This window comes from Massilia sp. PWRC2, from assembly GCF_049896725.1.
Lineage (GTDB): Bacteria > Pseudomonadota > Gammaproteobacteria > Burkholderiales > Burkholderiaceae_D > JAFCUW01.
Genome location: NZ_JAFCUW010000001.1, coordinates 382623 through 400374 on the forward strand (window position 1 = coordinate 382623; position 17752 = coordinate 400374).

Sequence of the window (17752 nt, forward strand, 5' to 3'; positions counted from 1 at the left end):
ATTGACCTCGGATAAGAATTTCAAAGGCTGGAAAATTAAGCGGGTCAAGAAAAAGCCGCCCTGCTTGCACAGGGCGGCTTTTGTTCACGCGCAGGCGTGTAGGCCTAGCCGGTTACGCTCGCGCGCGCCTTCTCGGTGGCAATCAGCACCTGCCCGCCGCCATACGAGCCCTGTACCGGTGCATCACCGCCGAGGGTGATGCGGATGGCGCAGTACTTGAACTCGGGGATCTTGGCAAACGGATCGAGCGCCGCATTGGTGAGGCGGTTGATGGCCGCTTCGTAATAGCAGAACGGCACGAACACGGCGCCCCGTGGCGAACTCTCGTCGGCACGCGCATACAAGCCGACCTTGCCGCGCCGCGATTCGATGGTGACGATGTCGCCCGGCTGGCCACCCATGGCGGCCAGATCGAGCGGGTGCACCAGCGCCACCGGATCCGGTTCCAGGGCGTCGAGCACCAGGGCGCGGCGCGTCATGCTACCGGTGTGCCAGTGTTCGAGCTGACGGCCGGTGATGAGCACGAACGGGTACTCGGTATCAGGCCGTTCGGCTGCCGGAATGATATCGGCAGGGACGAACTTGGCGCGGCCCGATTCACGCGGGAAGGTCTCGGTAAACACCACCGAGGTACCGGGGTCGCCTTCCTTGACGCACGGATAAGTGACGGCATGTTCGGCTTGCAGGCGGTCCCAGGTAATGCCGCCGATGCTCGGCATGGTGTGGCGCATTTCGTCGAACACTTCCGAGACGTGGCCGTACTGCCAGTCGAGACCCATGCGGTTGGCGATCTGCTGGATGATCCACAGATCCGGCTTGGCGTCACCGGGGGCGTCGAGCGCCTTGCGGCCCATCTGCACCAGCCGGTCGGTATTGGTGAAAGTGCCGTCTTTCTCGGGGAAAGCGGTGGCCGGCAAAATGACGTCGGCCAGATACGCCGTCTCGGTGAGGAAAATATCCTGCACCACCAGATGGTCGAGCGCAGCCAGGGCGTCGCGCGCGTGGTTGGCGTCAGGGTCCGACATGGCCGGATTCTCGCCCATCACATACATGCCGCGGATGTCGCCGTGCTTGATCGCGTGCATCACTTCGACCACCGTCAAACCCGGCTTCTTGTCGAGCGTGTCCGGCGCCAGCCCCCAGGCTTTCTCAAAACTGGCCTGCACTTTCGGATCGGTGACGTGCTGGTAGTCGGGGAACATCATCGGAATCAAGCCAGCGTCCGACGCTCCCTGCACATTGTTCTGGCCGCGCAGCGGATGCAGGCCGGTGCCGGGACGGCCGATCTGGCCCGTCATCAAGGCCAGCGCAATCAGGCAGCGGGCATTGTCGGTACCGTGCACGTGCTGCGAGACGCCCATGCCCCACAGGATCATCGAGCCTTTCGAGGTGGCGTACAGGCGCGCCGTGTAACGCAGGGTTTCGGCATCGATGCCGCAGATCGGCGCCATCAGCTCGGGGCTGTAGCCTTCGACGTTCTTTTTCAGTTCGTCGTAGCCGATGGTGCGGCTATCGATAAACGCCTGGTCGACCAGGTTTTCATGGACGATCACGTGCATCATGGCGTTGAGCATGGCGACGTCGGTGTCGGGCTTGAACTGCAGGAAGCGGTGCGAAATACGCGCCAGCTCCGAGCGGCGTGGGTCCATCACCACCAGCTTGCTGCCATTGGCGACGGCGTTCTTGATCCAGGTAGCAGCCACCGGGTGGTTGACGGTCGGGTTGGCGCCGATGATGACGATCACCTCGGCCTTGACGACGTCCATCACCGGATTGGAGACAGCGCCCGAACCAATCCCTTCTAACAGCGCCACCACCGACGACGCATGGCACAGGCGCGTGCAATGGTCGACGTTGTTCGAGCCAAAGCCGGTGCGCACCAGCTTCTGGAACAGGTACGCTTCTTCGTTCGAGCCCTTGGCCGAACCGAAACCGGCCAGCGAGCGCTTGCCGTGGGTATCGCGGATCTGCGCCAGCTTGCCGCCGGCCAGCGCCAGCGCTTCTTCCCAGCTCGCTTCGCGGAAAAATTCCATAACGCGGCTGGGGTCCATCTCGATGTCGCCGCGCTTGGGCGCATCGCTGCGACGGATCAGCGGCACCGTCAGGCGGTGCGGGTGGTGCGCGTAATCGAAACCGTAGCGGCCCTTGACGCACAGGCGGCCCTGGTTGGCGGGACCGTCGCGGCCCTCGACGTAGAGGATTTTATTGTCCTTGACGTTGTAGGTCAGCTGGCAGCCGACGCCGCAGAACGGGCACAGCGACTCGATCTGTTTATCGGGCACGCTCAATGCGACCTCGCGCGCCGGCATCAGCGCGCCGGTCGGACAGGCCTGCACGCATTCACCACAGGCGACACAGGTGGAGTTACCCATCGGGTCATCCATGTCGAAGACGATCTTGGTGTCTTCACCGCGCATCGACAGGCCGATGACATCGTTCATCTGCTCGTCGCGACAGGCCCGCACGCAGCGCGTGCACTGGATGCACGCATCCAGATTGACCGACATGGCCGCATGCGACAGATCGGCGGCGACGCGCGCGCGCGCTTCAAACCGGGGACGGCCCACTTCCAGTTTGGCAGCCCACTGGTCGACTTCATTGTTGCGGGTGTATGCCGTTTCCGGCATGTCCGACAACAGCAGTTCAAGCACCATCTTCTGGGCGGCGACGGCGCGCTCGCTGTCGGTGGTGACCTTCATGCCCTCGGTCGGATAGCGGCAGCACGACGGCGCCAGCACGCGCTCGCCGTTGATCTCGACCATGCACGAACGGCAGTTGCCGACCGCGTCGAGGCCCGGTTTGTAACACAGGCGCGGGATCTCGACGCCTTCGCGGTCAGCCACTTCGATCAGGGTTTCGCTGGCGCGCGCGGTGATGCTGCGGCCATTGAGCTCGAACGTCACGGTGGGCACGTCGATCTGGGTAAATTCACTGCGGGTGATGGCATTCATGGTGTGGTGCTCCCTACGGTTCCCGACTGCTGTACCAGCTCATGCGGGAAATATTTAATCACGCAGTCGACCGGATTCGGCGCTGCCTGGCCCAGACCGCAGATCGAGGCGTCGCGCATGACTTGCGACAGGTCGGCCAGCATCGGCAAATCCCACTGCGGCTTTTCGATCAGGCCCAGCGTCTTGGCGGTGCCAACCCGGCACGGCGTGCACTGGCCGCACGACTCGTGCTTGAAGAAGGCCATCATGTTGCGCGCCGCATTGGTGGCGCTGTCGAGGTTCGACAGCACGATGACGGCGGCCGAACCGATGAAGCAGCCATACGCTTGCAGGGTGTCGAAGTCGAGCGGGATATTGTCCATCGACGCCGGCAGGATGCCGCCGGAGGCGCCGCCCGGCAGGTAGCCGTACAGACTCTGGCCATCTTCCATGCCGCCACAATATTCCTCGATCAGTTCGCGGATGGTGATGCCGGCCGGGGCCAGCTTGACGCCCGGTTGTTTCACGCGGCCGGACACCGAGAACGAGCGCAGCCCCTTGCGGCCATTGCGGCCATGACCGGCAAACCAGGCCCCGCCCTTGACCAGGATGTCACGCACCCAGTGCAGGGTCTCGAAATTGTGTTCGAGGGTGGGACGGTTGAACAGGCCCACTTGCGCGACGTAGGGCGGACGCAGGCGCGGCATGCCGCGTTTGCCTTCGATCGATTCGATCATCGCCGATTCTTCGCCGCAGATATAGGCGCCAGCGCCGCGCCGCAAAATCAGCTCGGGCATGTTGGCAATCGGCGGATCGAGGCGCAGCTTGGCCAGCTCCGCTTCGAGCAGCTCACGGCAGCCATGGTATTCATCGCGCAAATAGATATAAATCGTTTCGATGCCGACCGCCCAGGCGGCGATCAGCGCCCCTTCGATAAAGCGGTGCGGGTCGCGTTCGAGATAGGTGCGGTCCTTGAAGGTGCCCGGTTCGCCTTCGTCGATATTAATCGCCATCAGGCGTGGTCCGGCTTCCTTGCCGACGATGCGCCACTTGCGCCCGGCCGGAAAACCAGCGCCGCCCAGGCCGCGCAGGCCCGAGTCTTCCATGGTCTTGATGACCGCTTCGACGTCGCGTGTACCGTTCACGCATTCGTTCAACAGGGCGTAACCACCGTCGGCGCGGTAGGCGGCATAGTCAGTGTAATCTTCGGCCGAATGGCGGCTGGCCTTGGCCTCGACCCGGGCCGCAATCGCCTCCACAGTGGCATGCGGCACCGGGTTCTGCCCCACCACTGCCGCCGGCGCCTGCTCGCAGCGACCAATACAAGGCGCGGCGATCACGCGCACGTCCTGGCCCAGGATCGCCGGCAGGCGCGCCAGCAAATCCTTGGCGCCCTTCATTTCACACGACAGGCCGTCGCACACGCGCACCGTCAGGGCCGCCGGCTTGGTGCCGCCTTCCTTGACGACGTCGAAGTGGTGATAAAAGGTCGCCACTTCGTACACTTCCGTCTGCGCCAGCTTCATTTCCGCTGCCAGCGCCGCCAGATGGGGCGCCGACAGGCACTGGTAAGCATCCTGGATCTTGTGCAGGTGCTCGATGAGCATGTCGGCATCGCGCGAACTGTCGCCAAGCAGCGCCTGCACTTCGACCAGCGCGGCCGGGTCCACCCGCCGGCCCTTGGGCGCTTCGCGCTTGCGCAGACGCGATGCTCCCTCCACTTTGATGGGGATAATGATTTGGCTCATACTGTTTCCTGTATCAGGGCCCTGGTGGGCCTTTCATGGGATCGGCTCATTGGCGTCACCTCAATATAAAACGCTGGGCGCGCTGTTGGCACGCTCCGCATCACTTTCTTGTTACTGCAATAATTACAACATTACACTGTCCAAACACCAGCTTACTCTACCCTTTTTCTTGCCTCGATGCACATCCGGGGCTGCCGACAGCGGGTCAAACCGCTGTCACCTTTTAAATCACATGTTCACTGCGCAGGTGCGCAATCTGCGCCCCCGTGTAGCCGAGCTGGGCCAGCACCTCTTCGGTGTGTTCACCCAGCAGCGGCGAACGCACCACCTCGGTGGGGCTGTCCGATAATTTGATGGGATTGCCGACCGTCAGATATTTGCCGCGCTCGGGGTGATCGACTTCGACGATGGTGCCGGTGGCGCGCAGCGACGGTTCTTCGGCGATTTCCTTCATCGACAGGATCGGACCGCAAGGAATGTCGAACTGGTTCATGGCGTCCATCGCCTCGAACTTGGTCATGGTCTTGGTCCATTCCTCGACCGTGGCGAAGATTTCCATCAGGCGCGGCAGGCGCGCCCGCGGGGTGGCGTAGTCGGGATGGGAAATCCAGTCTTCCTTGCCAATCACGCGGCAAATGGCGGCCCACGCCGGCGCCTGGGCGACGAAATAAATGTAGGCATTCGGGTCGGTTTCCCAGCCCTTGCACTTGAGGATCCAGCCCGGCTGGCCGCCGCCGGAGGCATTGCCGGCACGCGGCACCGAGTCGCCAAAAGTGCCGTTCGGGTATTGCGGATACTCTTCCATCACGCCGGTACGCTCGAGGCGCTGCTGGTCGCGCAGTTTGACGCGGCACAGGTTGAGCACGGCGTCCTGCATCGAGGTCAGCACCTTTTGGCCGCGCCCGGTCTGGGTGCGCTGGTAGAGGGCGGTGACGATGCCCAGGGCCAGGTGCAGGCCGCTGCCGCTGTCGCCGATCTGGGCGCCGGTGACCATCGGCGGGCCGTCATCGAAACCGGTGGTGGCGGCCGAGCCGCCGGCGCACTGGGCGACGTTTTCGTACACCTTGCAATGCTCGTACGGTCCCGGACCGAAGCCCTTGACAGAGGCGACGATCATCTTCGGATTAAGTTCCTGGATGCGTTCCCAGCTAAAACCCATGCGGTCAAGCGCGCCTGGCGCGAAATTTTCCACCAGCACATCGCAATCCTTGATCAGCGTTTCCAGCACCTCTTTGCCCAGTGGCTTCTTGGTGTCGAGGGTGATCGAACGCTTGTTATGGTTCAACATGGTGAAATACAGGCTGTCGACGCCGGGAATGTCGCGCAACTGGCCGCGGGTGGCATCGCCCTCGCCTGCCCGTTCGACCTTGATGACGTCAGCGCCGAACCATGCCAGCAACTGCGTGCAGGTCGGGCCCGACTGCACATGCGTAAAATCGAGAATGCGTACGCCGTCCAATGCTTTGCTCATGGCACAACTCCGATAAATGTCTCTGTTTTTGTGAAGCGTTTGAAACATTGCGGGGCGGCCAATGGATGCCTTGCCCTGCAATTTTGCCAAACGTTTCTGATTATGCCCGACAATGCAAGCCAGATTGTGGTTTGCCCTGTTTGTCCCTGTCAGTCTTTTTTTATCGATGATCCAGCGGCGTAGGGGCATCATATCGACGCGCCCCTCGGCGGCTCATTGACCACGGTCAAGAATGGGCAGAAGCCCGGGAGGACGACCCGGATGGCTGGCCAAATGCGTCATTGCGCCCTGATTTTGAGGCCGCAGCGCACGTTTTGCCCGGCCCTTGTATGCTTGTCATCTGTTGAAACCTGGAGCTGCCATGCGCGCAATCGAAATTACCCAACCGGGCCCGCCCGATGTCCTGCAACTGTGTGAACGTCCGCTGCCGGTGGCCGGTCCGGGCCAGGTGCTGATCAAGGTCCACGCGGCCGGCATCAACCGCCCCGACGTGCTGCAACGCACCGGCAACTATCCGGTGCCGAAAGGCGCTTCCGACCTGCCCGGCCTGGAAATTGCCGGAGAGATTGTCGACGGCGACCTCGCCGCCAGCAGTTTTGCCAAAGGCGACATGGTGTGCGCGCTGGTGCAGGGCGGCGGTTACGCCGAGTATTGCGTGGCCGACCTGGCCCTGTGCCTGCCGGTGCCGGCCGGCATGTCGGCGCTGCAGGCAGCCTCGCTGCCAGAAACCTTTTTTACCGTATGGAGCAATGTCTACGACCGCGGCCGCCTGCAACCGGGCGAAACCTTCATGGTGCAGGGCGGCTCCTCTGGCATTGGGGTGACCGCCATCCAGCTGGCCAAGGCGCTCGGTCACACCGTGTTCGCCACCGCCGGCTCGGATGACAAGTGCCGCGCCTGCGAAGCACTGGGCGCCGACCGCGCCATCAATTACAAGACGGAAGATTTCGTCGAAGTGATCAAACAGGCAACCGATGGCAAGGGAGTCGATGTCATTCTTGACATGGTCGCGGGCGACTATGTGCCCCGTGAAATCGCCTGCCTGGCCGACGATGGCCGGCTGGTCTTCATCGCCCTGCTCGGTGGCGCCAAGGCCACCGTGCCGCTGGGACAAATCCTGATGCGCCGCCTGACCCTGACCGGTTCGACCCTGCGCCCGCGTCCGGTCGCCTTCAAGGCTGCCATCGCCGCCCAGCTGCGCGCGCAGGTGTGGCCGCTGCTCGAAGCGGGCAAGATCAAGCCGGTGATTTTCCAGAGTTTCCCGCTGGCCCAGGCGGCCAGCGCGCATGCACTGATGGAATCGAGCTCGCACGTCGGCAAGATCGTGCTGGAAGTGATCGCCGCCGCCTGATCACTCACCGCACTAGCGCAGCTCCTTGAGCAGTGCGCGCGCCGCGTCGGCCTGGGCGAAACGGATCTGCGGCCCGGTGATCGCTTCGAGCTGCTTGCGCGCCGCCGGCCGGTCACCCGACTTGATCAAGCCTTGCGCCACGTGCAGGCGAATGTCATGCGCCTGCGGTGCCAGGCTGCTGGCGCGCAGCAGCAGCGGCAGGCCGCGCGCCACATTGCCCTGTTCGACCAGAATCGAGCCGAGCGTGTCCATCACCATCGGCTGGTCGCCGGCCAGTTTATAGGCCTGCTCGGCGCTGGCGACGGCACGCTGGTCGCCGGCAAGGTGGTAAGCCATCGCCAGGTTGTTGAGCACGACCACATTTTCCGGATTGCGCGCGCGCAGCGACTCGAACTGCGCGACAGCAATGCCATACTGCTTGTCGTTCAGGGTGCAGGTGGCGCGGTACATTTCCACTCTGACATCGTTGGGATGCTGCTGCAACCATGCGCCCACGCGGCGCGCCGCGTCTTCTTTCTTGTTGTTCATGCGCAAGGCGTCGGCCAGCTTGATCAGCGCCTCGCTGTGATTGGCGATCGCCAGCGACTTTTCAAACATCGGCATGGCCTCGGCACTCTTGCCATTCGCCTGCAAAATGTCGGCGCTGAGCTGGTAGCCGGCCGCCGACTCCGGGTGGGCGCGAATGATGCGGGTGGCTTGCTGCAGGGCCAGGTCGTGCCAGCCCTTGCGCACATACAGTTCGATCAGGGCCAGCTGGGCGGCCGGAAAATCGGGCTGGATCGCCAGCGCCGCCTTGAACACTTCCTCGGCGGCTGCATCCTTTTTTGTCACCATCAGCAGCGAACCGAGTTGCATCTGCGCCTGCGCCGAGCGCGGCAGCGCCACCGTCAGCTTGCGATACGAATCGGTGGCGCCAGCCAGATCGCCATTGGCCAGCTGCGCCTTGCCCATCAAGTCGAGCAGATCCGGTTCATCGGGGTGGGCCACTTTCAGTTGCAGGGCAATATCGAGCGCCTTCTGGGTCTGTTTGAGCTTGAGGTACTGGGTGATCAGGTTCACCGCCGGCGCCGTTGCGGTCGGATCGACAGCGACCGCCTTGACGAGCCAGCCGGTGGTATCAGCATCGCGGCCGGCGGCGTCGGCCAGTGCGGCCAGCGCCGTCATCGCCTCGACACTGGCGGGATGGCTGGTGACGAACGCTTTCAGGCGCGCCTCGGCTGCTTCGGCCTTGCCGGCCGCCAGATCGAGCTGCGCCAGGTCGGCCAGCGCCGGGAAAAAATCGGCTTGTTTTTGCAGCGCCTGCTCGAAGGTGGCGCGGGCGCGCACGCCATCGTTCAAGCCCTGATACGCCTTGCCTTTCAATTCCAGCACCACCGGATTGCCCGCCTGCTGCTGTTCGAGCGCGCTGGCCGCTTGCAATGCGCCTTGGTAGTTCTGCAAGTTCAGCTCAGCCTGGACCAGCGCAATGCCAGCCTTCGGCGACTTGCTGTCGAGCTGGGTCGCCAGTTGCAGATCGGTGATCGCGGCGTTGGCATCGCCCTTGCCCAGCTTGCTCATCGCCAGCGAGACGCGCAGGTTGGCTGCCTTCGGGTCGAGCGCGCTGGCACGTTCAAAATAATGGCCGGCCTGATCGTAATCGGCCGCCTGCATGTAGGACTCGCCCGCCAGCGCCAGCAATTGCACGTCCCTGGCGCCGTCATTCAAGGCGGGCCGCAGCACCGCCAGGGCGCCCGGTGAATCACCCCGCTTGAGCAGCGACTGCGCCAGCATCTTGCGGGCGTAGGCGTTGTCCGGATGCTTTTCCATATAGTGCCGCAAATGTTGTTCGGCCTGGTGCAAGGAGCCCAGGTTGAGGGCGATGGCGCCCGCCAGCAGCAGGCTGGGCATGTGTTCCGGCGCCACCCGCAAGACCGTGCGGATGGCATCCTGGGCTTCGACGTTCTTGCCTATCGAAAAGTCGAGCAAGGCCTGGCTATACGCCACCAGCAAACTTCCGGGCGCGATCAGCCGCGCCGCCTTCAGTTCGGCAGCCGCCGCCGGATAGTCGCCGATGCCGATATCGAGATAGGCGCGCTCGACATTGGCGGTGCGGTGAAACGGATTGATGGTCAACACTTTGCCGTACGCGGCCAGCGCTTCCTTGGTCTTGTTTTCGGCGCGGTATAAATCACCGCGGAACATCAGCGCCTCGGTGCTGTTGGCTTGGGCGGCGATGGCATCGGTGGCAAAGCCGTTGGCAGCGGCCAGGTCACGGTCGAGAAAGGCCAGCCGGCCCAGGCCAATCAAGGCATTGACATAACGGGGCCGGGTTTCGAGGGCAAACTGGTAGAGCTGACGGGCGTCGTCGGCACGGTTCAAGGCGAGGTAAGCGTCGGCGCGCAGGCACAGCAATTCCGGATCTTTCGAACCGACATTGCGCTGGGTTTCGTCCAGAGATTGCTGAAATTTCCCCTGCAAATTTAAAGCCCGTCCCAGTACCGGCAAGGTTTGATCGACCGCCTCGCTGGCAGCGATCGCCAGCCGCACCTCTTTTTCAGCACTGACCGGATCGCCCTGATCGAGATACACGCGCGCCAGCAGCAGGCGAAATTCGCCGTCCTGGGGAGCGCGTTCGAGCGAATTTTTCAGCACGATCACGGCCGCGTTCAAATCGCCCTTGGCTTGAAAAGCGAGCGCCTTGGCACGTACCGCTTCGTGTGAGTCGGGACCGCAGCCGGCCATCAGCAAGGCGCTGCTGAGCGCCATGCAAATCAATGCTGGTCGAAAACTTTTGTGATCCAAATACAACATATTGATCCTTCGCGTGTCGGCCCCACAGCTGCGGGATAGGCATATGTTGTCATAGTTAAAGTTGCTCTGCAATAATTTGTTCTGACGCTATTCCATAGCAATACGCCCAACGTCGCCAGGTTTGTCGGTAATTCTTACAGCAACGATGACTTTTAAAGTGGCAATTTTCGTAAACGTTTGATTTTAAAGATTAGTTTATTGGTGGCATGTTTCATGCTATAAAGATCATAATAAAAAACACAGGACCTGAAATGAGCACATTCCAAAAATTCGCCGTCGCCGCACTTGCCGCCTTCGTATTCGGCAACGTCCAGGCGGGCACCATCAGCGACGGCTACAACGGCGCCACCGGCTCCGGCGACAGTCTTGGCGGCAGCACCTACGATATCCAGAGTGCCACCATCACCCGGGTTGGCAATGTACTCAAGATCGCCATCACCACCGGCTACGCCGGCAAGGCGGGCTCGGCAAGCGTGAATGGCGTTACGCTGGGCTATGGCGACCTGTTTCTGTCGAATGCATGGAACCCCGCCGGCACGGCGGCGGACCGTTACGCCACCGACAATCTGGCCAACAGCGGCACCCTCTGGAAATACGGCCTGAACATCGATAGCAATACGACCCGCACCACCGGCGGGGACATTAAAAACGCCGTGGTCTCGCTGTACCAACTGAACGCGCCAGCCGGCAAGACCAAGGCCAGCGATATCAACGCCGCCAACGTGCGCACCACCGACCAGTTGCTGGGCGCCGCCACCAACGTCTACCGTAATGGCCAGATCGATGTCGTCAATACCGGCGCAGCGATCGGCAAGGCAGCCGCGGGCGCCACGGCGGCCACCGATACCAACAAGAATGGCACGCTCAATGTCGGTGGCGGCCTGGTCACCTTCGAGATCGACATCACCGGCACCGACATGATGAACTGGACTTCGTTTGCCATGCACTGGGGTGAGACTTGCCAGAACGACGTTATCGAAGGGGTCACCGGCGTCGTACCCGAGCCAGGCAGCATTGCCCTGCTCGGCCTGGGTCTGGTCGGCCTGATCGCAGCGCGCCGTCGCCACACGGCCTGACCGCCACGGCGGCGCCTGCGCCGCCGGCCTTTTACCAGTGAGTTCGCCGAAACGCCCGCCATGGCGGAAATGCAGTTCGGTCAACGGACAACTGGGATCGAGTTCACTTGGCGCCAGTCCCCCCTTCTGCAAGCGCCAACAGCAGGGGCACTGGTCAGGCCGCGCTTGGCACTGCCCGGTGCTGTCCCATTTGTAGCTGAACACCATTACTGCCACGCCGGGCGTTTTGCCGTGGTGAACCAACACGCCAAACACCACGAGCGACCCGGCGGCGGCGTGCAAGCAGGCGCCGCTTTCTTTCGGCACTCCCGGAATGGCTGCGCATCGCAGGCGAGCGCCGCGGCGCACGGGCTGCTCCGACGCGGTGACTGCGGTGCGTGCGAATGGGGTGGAGTTTCCCGCCAAAGTATCGATTTCCCATTTTAATCTCGGACACATCACCTGCTACACGGCCATCGTGAGCGATATCACCGAACGGCTGCGCATCGAAGGCGAGCTGCTCGCCAGCAAACGGCGCGAACGCGAGCGCTCACAAGAACTGAGCAAGCGGCTGTTTGCCATGCCGGCCGCCGTCTGCATTGTGCATGATCGCCTGCTCACCGCAGTCAGCGGCAATAGCTTGTACGGACACTGGTTTGTTAGCGGCGACCTGCACGCCGGCCACGCTTTCTTGCGACGGGCCGCAGGCGGCGTGGAAATGCGCGACCATGAATTCGGGCATATCGACGCCGACGGCAAGGTCGCCAGCTTCGACGCCTGCATGACGCGACCAGGCACGACAAATGGCGCTTCGCTGCGCGAAATAAGGCAGGGCATGTCGATTCCAAGTCGGTCAGCAAGCAAGCGGGCGACCGCCAGAGCAAGTTCAAGAAGAGTCGCGACGGCACCCCACGCCGACCGATGAAGAGCCGGCGGCATAGAACACACTTGTATTGGGTGGCGGCGCACTTGATAACTGGAAACCGCACGACCTGCTGCGTACCGCTGCGACCATCATGCAGGCGCCGGCGTGCCTCCCGATATCATCAAACAGTGCCAGAACTATGTGCTCACTGGATAAATGGTGCAACGGCACTATTTGCACCATCACTATGCGCAGGAACAACGGCGAGCTTGGCGGCGGTTGGACGGGGGGATGGATCGAAGTGACATTGCAACAGAAAGTTCGCATCTGACTTTGCGTGACCTCGAAACACCTACTGCGCCGCCCGCTATCGCACTTCCCATGCCCAGCGTGCATTCGTACGGGACTGCGACTCAGTACGATTTCGAGCCGCGCTATACGGTTTTTCGAGGTCGACTTTAGCAACATGAAGAATTTTTACGCATCTTTTAAATTTATTTAACTACCATTAATTTGTTAAAGGCGGTATCAGTATTTTACTCGGAAATACTTATTGTTAAGATACATTTAATACCTTATTGTATTTAAACCGCAATTTCACGTGTAGCGCAGCGGATTTTTCCGTACTGAAATCATCGGCACACAGAATAATTTTAAGTGTCAATTTGTGAAAGTCATTTGAATTACGAACGTATAAGTAAGCGGACCGAATCCGATACTTGGTGCTTCCCCCTATTTCGATTCAAGGACCAAGCTGCGCACCCGTGCACTGATGCCTATTTATATTCGGCATGACAGAGCGACCAAATACCGGGGTGTACGAGCAATGCAATTTACCGGTCCAATTGCGCCCGCAACAGCATCATCACTTTCCGTCAACATTGACCGCTTTCATCGAATAGCAGGCAGCACGCGCTGGGCGTATCGACTTGAGGTAGTGGGCGTGCACCGCAATTAAAGCATCGATTGACGAAGCACAAGGGCACAACTGGATCAATTATCCGTAGACTATTCATGTAATTTTCAACCTCGATCCGCAGCGCCATGCGGCATTGCTTTCGCATCAGTGTACGCACTAAGCCACTGCAGACGCCTTGTTTTACACTCCCTGACGTGAACTGTAAATTTCAATTACTTTGCGACTCTTGCCTGGAAGAAAATGCAGAAGTAGCACGGTAGTTTTATAAACCGCCTGCCACAAATTATTCCTCAAAGATCACAAAATTTTATTAATTATTCTATAAATATATATTTTCCAATAAAAATTTATTAATGCATTGATTTTTTTGCGAATCAATCCTGCCTACAATATTCGGAACTAACTAATTAATTAATTGATTAAATTTACATAATCTTCAGCGACAGGCATCGCATTAGCTCACTGACATTTAAAAAGGAATTCTTTGTGATTTTTAAGCCACTTATTCGTTCAAGCATACATGTCGGCACGCCCCTGTTAATGGATATTTTTGATATAAATGGCCGGCTTCTGCTAAACGAAAAAGCGGTCATTCATACTGAGTTACAGCTCTCAAAATTGCTCGATCACGGTGCGTATATAGATGCCAACATTGCAGATGACATCGGCGCCGCAATCCTGCTATCTCATTTAGGAAAAACTGTCAAGGCGGTTGGTCTGCTACAAGAGTGGGAGAAAATTGTGTGGTTGCTTAAATCGCTCCTGACGCACCCCGAACGAAATCGGGCTTTTCTTGCGCAGCTTGCCATAGTCGCCGAGCGCATTGTGATACTGCATGAAAAAAATGAGGATTTTAGTATCTATCGCGTGGTCCGACATGAAAACTATTTCGCCACCAGTTACAGTTATACCCACGCGGTGCATACGGCAGTGGTGTGCATTTTATTGTCGCGTCATCTCGACTGGCCGGCTGAGCGCACGTTAAGTCTGGTCCAGGCATCGCTTACAATGAATATGACGATTATCGAGTTACAAGGCACTATAGCTGGTCAGAAAGAACCGGTCGATAAAAGACAGCGCGCAGAAATTTCCGGCCATCCCGAAAAAGCCGTGAATTTACTCAAAGCGCTTGGCGTTACCGATAGCGATTGGCTGCTTGCAGTCGAACAGCACCACGAAAATTCGGACGGTACAGGTTATCCGACCGCTTGCAAAGAAGTCTCCGACATCGCCAATCTACTACGCATTGCCGATATGTTTACCGCCAAGATTAGTCCGAATTCCTCCCGCGCTGTGCTTTCACCGCGCGAAAGTATTTCGCGTATTTTCCTGGAAGATAAGGGCGGAGCCATGTCGATGGCCCTAATCAAAACAATGGGTATTTATCCGCCCGGTGATTATGTACGAATGGCCTCGGGGGAGTTGGGTGTCGTCGTTGAACGTACTGCCCATGTGAAAGCGCCCATCGTGGCCGCCATCACCGACACGGCAGGAAGGGCGATCTCGAGTCTGTCACGTCGGGATACCCTGCAGGCCAAGTTTGCCATCACCTCCAATGTGAGTGATAAATCCGTGCTACAACGCTTGCCCCCTGAACGACTCTTTGGATTTTCTATCGTCAATCATTTGGATTTGCCCCCGATTGAAATTCAGATGTAAGCGTCGCGCATGCCTTGACGGAACATCACCTGCCCATTCAGATCAAGCGCAGTGCTGTTGCCGGCGCACTACAACGGCATCGAGGCATCGATCGGTTGAAGCACTGGTCGCCGGACATGGTCTTGACAACGGCGCTCATGGGTGGTGTCGCCACTACCGCAGCGAGAGCTTAACTAACCAAGCGGCGGATTTTTATTGTTGCGTGCCGCCGGCTCGCGCAAATGAAGGTGCTGAGCCCGGCCAGGGCGCCTCTCGGGCTGTGTGGCAACTGAACAATTCCTGGCGTCAGATGCGCACTGTCGCGCTACCGAAAAACCCGCCGCAATGTGCGTGCGCAAAAACCCCGCATTACCCCGCACGAACCCCGTTTGCGCCAATTTTTTTTGCGTATACGTTGTGCACCGACGCAAAAATAGAAAAAGCCGGATTTCTCCGGCTTTCGCTAAGTCTTTGATTCGATTGGTCGGGACGGAGTGATTCGAACACTCGACCCCTTGCACCCCATGCAAGTACGCTACCAGGCTGCGCTACGCCCCGACTGAGGCCAAATTATAGCAGACGGTTTGCCAAATTTGTATGCCAAAGCTGCAGGCGGCAACTGACAACCATGGCGGGCGTGCCCATCACTGCAAAATCGGACGCCCCGCTTCCACCTGCGCCAGCACTGCCATCAACAAGACCAGCTCGACCGGCTTGACCAGGTGGCCGTCAAAGCCGGCGGCCAGCGCGCGCTGGCGGTCTGATTCCAGGCCGTAGCCGGTCAGCGCCACCAGCACGATGGCCGCCGTGGCCGGATTGGCGCGCAGCCGGCGCGCTACCTCATAGCCATCGATACCGGGCAGGCCGATGTCGACCAGGGCGATGTCCGGCAATTCGCTGCGCGCCCGTTCGACGCCATCGGCGCCGTCGACGGCGGTGTGCACCAGGTAACCGTGCGACTCGAGCATCATCGCCATCATCTCGCGGCCATCGTCGTTGTCTTCGATGACCAGGATAGACAGTTCGCCGCGGCGTACGGGCGGTGGCAGCAGGCGCGTCGGCGCGCCTTGGGGCGCCTGGGCCAGCTGGGCCACCTCGGCTGCCTGGACTGCTGGGGCGATTGCGCCGGCCGGCCCGGCCCAGTCAGACAGCGGCGCCGCGATCGCCGGCAGCGCCACCTCGAAGCGGCTGCCCTGTCCCACGCCTGCGCTGTGCACCGCCACCTGGCCGCCATGCATCAGCGCCAGCTGCCGCACCAGCGCCAGGCCAACCCCCATGCCACCCTGGGCCCGGTCGAGTCCCCGTTCACCCTGTACGAACAGGTCGAACACCGTCGGCATCAGCTCGGGACCGATGCCGATGCCGGAGTCGACGACCGCCAACAGCGCCAGCGTGCCGTCGCCAGAAACGCCGACAGTGAGCGCAATGGCGCCGCCGGCCGGGGTGTACTTGATGGCGTTGTCGACCAGGTTGGCGACGATCTGCTCGATGCGGGTGGGGTCGGCGTCGATCCACACCGGCTCGACCTGCACACTGATGCTGTGGCGCGCGCCGCGCGCGCTTTTCGCGCTGTCGGCGTAGGCCGCCACCAGGGTGTCGAGACGCAGCGGCTGGCGGGTCAGCAGGATTTTGCCGGAGTGGACGCGGCCGACATCGAGCAGGTCGTCGACGATGCGGGTCAGGTGGCCACTCTGGCGCACGATGATGTCACCGGCGCGGTTGCTGCTGGCGGCCGACAGGGCGCCACCCTTGAGCACCTGGGCGGCGTTGACAATGGCAGCGAGCGGATTGCGCAATTCGTGGCCCAGCATGGCAAGAAATTCGTCCTTGGCGCGGTTCTGCTGCTCGGCCATCGCGCGCGCCGCGCACTCATTGGCGTACAGGCGCGCGCGCTCCTCTTCGGCCGCCTGGCGCTGCGCCTTTTCGCGGCCGATGACGGCGCCGGCAGCGACGATCGCCGCCTGCACCGCATCGACTTCTTCGACCCCCGATGGCAGCGCCGGGCCGGCATCAGCGCCGCGCTCGAGATTGTTGGCCGAGCGCGCCGCGCCGCGAATGGAAATCGACAGGCGCCGCACGAACAGCCAGGCGGTGCCGCCTGCGCAGCCAAACGCGGCCAGCAGACCGAGTAAAGACAGCGCCAGCGCGTGCCGTGCCACCGCTTCGATTTCTGCTTCCGGCACGCCGATCGCCACCGTCCAGCCAGACAAGGCCGAGCGCTCCAGCACCGTGTAGAACTTGACGGCGCTGGCCGCCTCGCCGCCAGTGCGAATCACGCCCACCGTCTTTTGCAGGATCGCTGCGCGCAGCACCGGCGTGGCAGGGCTGCCGCCATCCGTGACAGCAGCCGCTTTGCCGTCGCCATCGATCTGCGCGATGACCTTGCCATTGCGGTCGTACACCCCGGTCAGCCATCCCGCTGGCGCGTTCACCTGGCGCAGCACACCATTGAAATGGCTGATCTCATAGCCCTGCGAGAGGACATAACGGTGGCCGCTCTGGGTCAACACCGGCACGTCGACCACCACCACGGTGCGCTTGGTTAGGGCGGTGCGCAGCAGGTTCGACACCTGCCAGTGCCCCGAGGTGAGGGCCGCGTTGACGCGCGCGGCAGCATCAGTTGGCGGTAACACGGTGCCGTAAGGGACCGATGTGGTGAGCAGCAGCTGGCCATGCTCGTCGAGCAGCGCCGTGATGGTGGCGCCAAACTGGTCGGCATAGCGGGCTTTTTCGTAAAATTCGCCGAATTCACCGTTCGACAGGTGGGTCGAAATCGATAGCATGCGCAGGGTGCTGCGCGTATTGGTCAACTCGCGATCGATCGTCACCAGCGAAATGCGGGCCATTTCGCGCACGCCCTTGAGGGCCGCCTCGCGCTCGGCCTTGAGCATCATATTGAGCGCAATGGCAGAAAACGCCACCACCGGCACCAGGATCGCGCCCACCATGAGGGCCAGGTACGAGCGAATTTTCATCGTGCCGGCG

The 17752-nt window shown here is 60.9% G+C and carries 9 protein-coding genes and 1 tRNA gene; 4 read left to right on the forward strand and 6 right to left on the reverse strand.

From position 1 onward, the window contains the following. Positions 1-104: 104 nt before the first annotated feature. The 3 genes from fdhF to frc form a co-directional block, all read right to left on the reverse strand. Positions 105-2951, reverse strand: coding sequence for a formate dehydrogenase subunit alpha (gene fdhF, locus ACP7BZ_RS01760; protein WP_426109924.1), 2847 nt, complete (start codon positions 2949-2951; stop codon positions 105-107). Continuing rightward, positions 2948-4678 carry an NADH-ubiquinone oxidoreductase-F iron-sulfur binding region domain-containing protein gene (locus ACP7BZ_RS01765; protein ID WP_426109925.1) on the reverse strand — a complete coding sequence of 577 codons (1731 nt, stop codon included), beginning with the start codon at positions 4676-4678 and terminating at the stop codon, positions 2948-2950. Before ACP7BZ_RS01765 ends, fdhF begins: the two co-directional genes overlap by 4 nt. 223 nt (positions 4679-4901) lie before the next feature. After that, positions 4902-6149 (reverse strand): formyl-CoA transferase, encoded by a 1248-nt coding sequence (gene frc, locus ACP7BZ_RS01770; RefSeq protein WP_426109926.1) that lies wholly within the window; start codon positions 6147-6149, stop codon positions 4902-4904. Between the two features lie 361 nt (positions 6150-6510). Here frc and ACP7BZ_RS01775 point away from each other — a divergent pair, with 361 nt between their 5' ends. Beyond that, positions 6511-7500, forward strand: a complete 990-nt coding sequence (locus ACP7BZ_RS01775; protein ID WP_426109927.1) for an NAD(P)H-quinone oxidoreductase — start codon at positions 6511-6513, stop codon at positions 7498-7500. A 12-nt stretch (positions 7501-7512) separates the two neighbouring features. On the opposite strand, the gene prsT is transcribed toward ACP7BZ_RS01775, so the two are convergent. Next, a complete protein-coding gene (gene prsT / locus ACP7BZ_RS01780) occupies positions 7513-10245 on the reverse strand; it encodes an XrtA/PEP-CTERM system TPR-repeat protein PrsT (RefSeq protein WP_426109928.1) in 2733 nt (910 codons plus the stop codon). 296 nt (positions 10246-10541) lie between these two features. Here prsT and ACP7BZ_RS01785 point away from each other — a divergent pair, with 296 nt between their 5' ends. The 3 genes from ACP7BZ_RS01785 (at position 10542) to ACP7BZ_RS01795 (ending at position 14788) form a co-directional block, all read left to right on the forward strand. Next, the gene (locus ACP7BZ_RS01785) at positions 10542-11366 is read left to right on the forward strand and encodes a PEP-CTERM sorting domain-containing protein (RefSeq protein ID WP_426109929.1); all 825 of its coding nucleotides are present in this window, start codon (positions 10542-10544) and stop codon (positions 11364-11366) included. Positions 11367-11679: 313 nt separating this feature from the next. Continuing rightward, on the forward strand, positions 11680-12270 hold the full coding sequence (locus ACP7BZ_RS01790) for a PAS domain S-box protein (RefSeq protein WP_426109930.1): 591 nt from the start codon (positions 11680-11682) through the stop codon (positions 12268-12270). 1345 nt (positions 12271-13615) lie between these two features. Further along, complete coding sequence (locus ACP7BZ_RS01795; RefSeq protein ID WP_426109931.1) at positions 13616-14788, forward strand: HD-GYP domain-containing protein; 1173 nt, start codon at positions 13616-13618, stop codon at positions 14786-14788. A gap of 460 nt (positions 14789-15248) precedes the next feature. Here the strand turns inward: ACP7BZ_RS01795 and ACP7BZ_RS01800 are convergent. Together ACP7BZ_RS01800 and ACP7BZ_RS01805 are read right to left on the reverse strand one after the other, a co-directional pair. Then, positions 15249-15325, reverse strand: a tRNA-Pro gene (locus ACP7BZ_RS01800). An 86-nt stretch (positions 15326-15411) separates the two neighbouring features. Next, on the reverse strand, positions 15412-17742 hold the full coding sequence (locus ACP7BZ_RS01805) for a hybrid sensor histidine kinase/response regulator (protein WP_426109932.1): 2331 nt from the start codon (positions 17740-17742) through the stop codon (positions 15412-15414). Between the last annotated feature and the right edge of the window lie 10 nt (positions 17743-17752).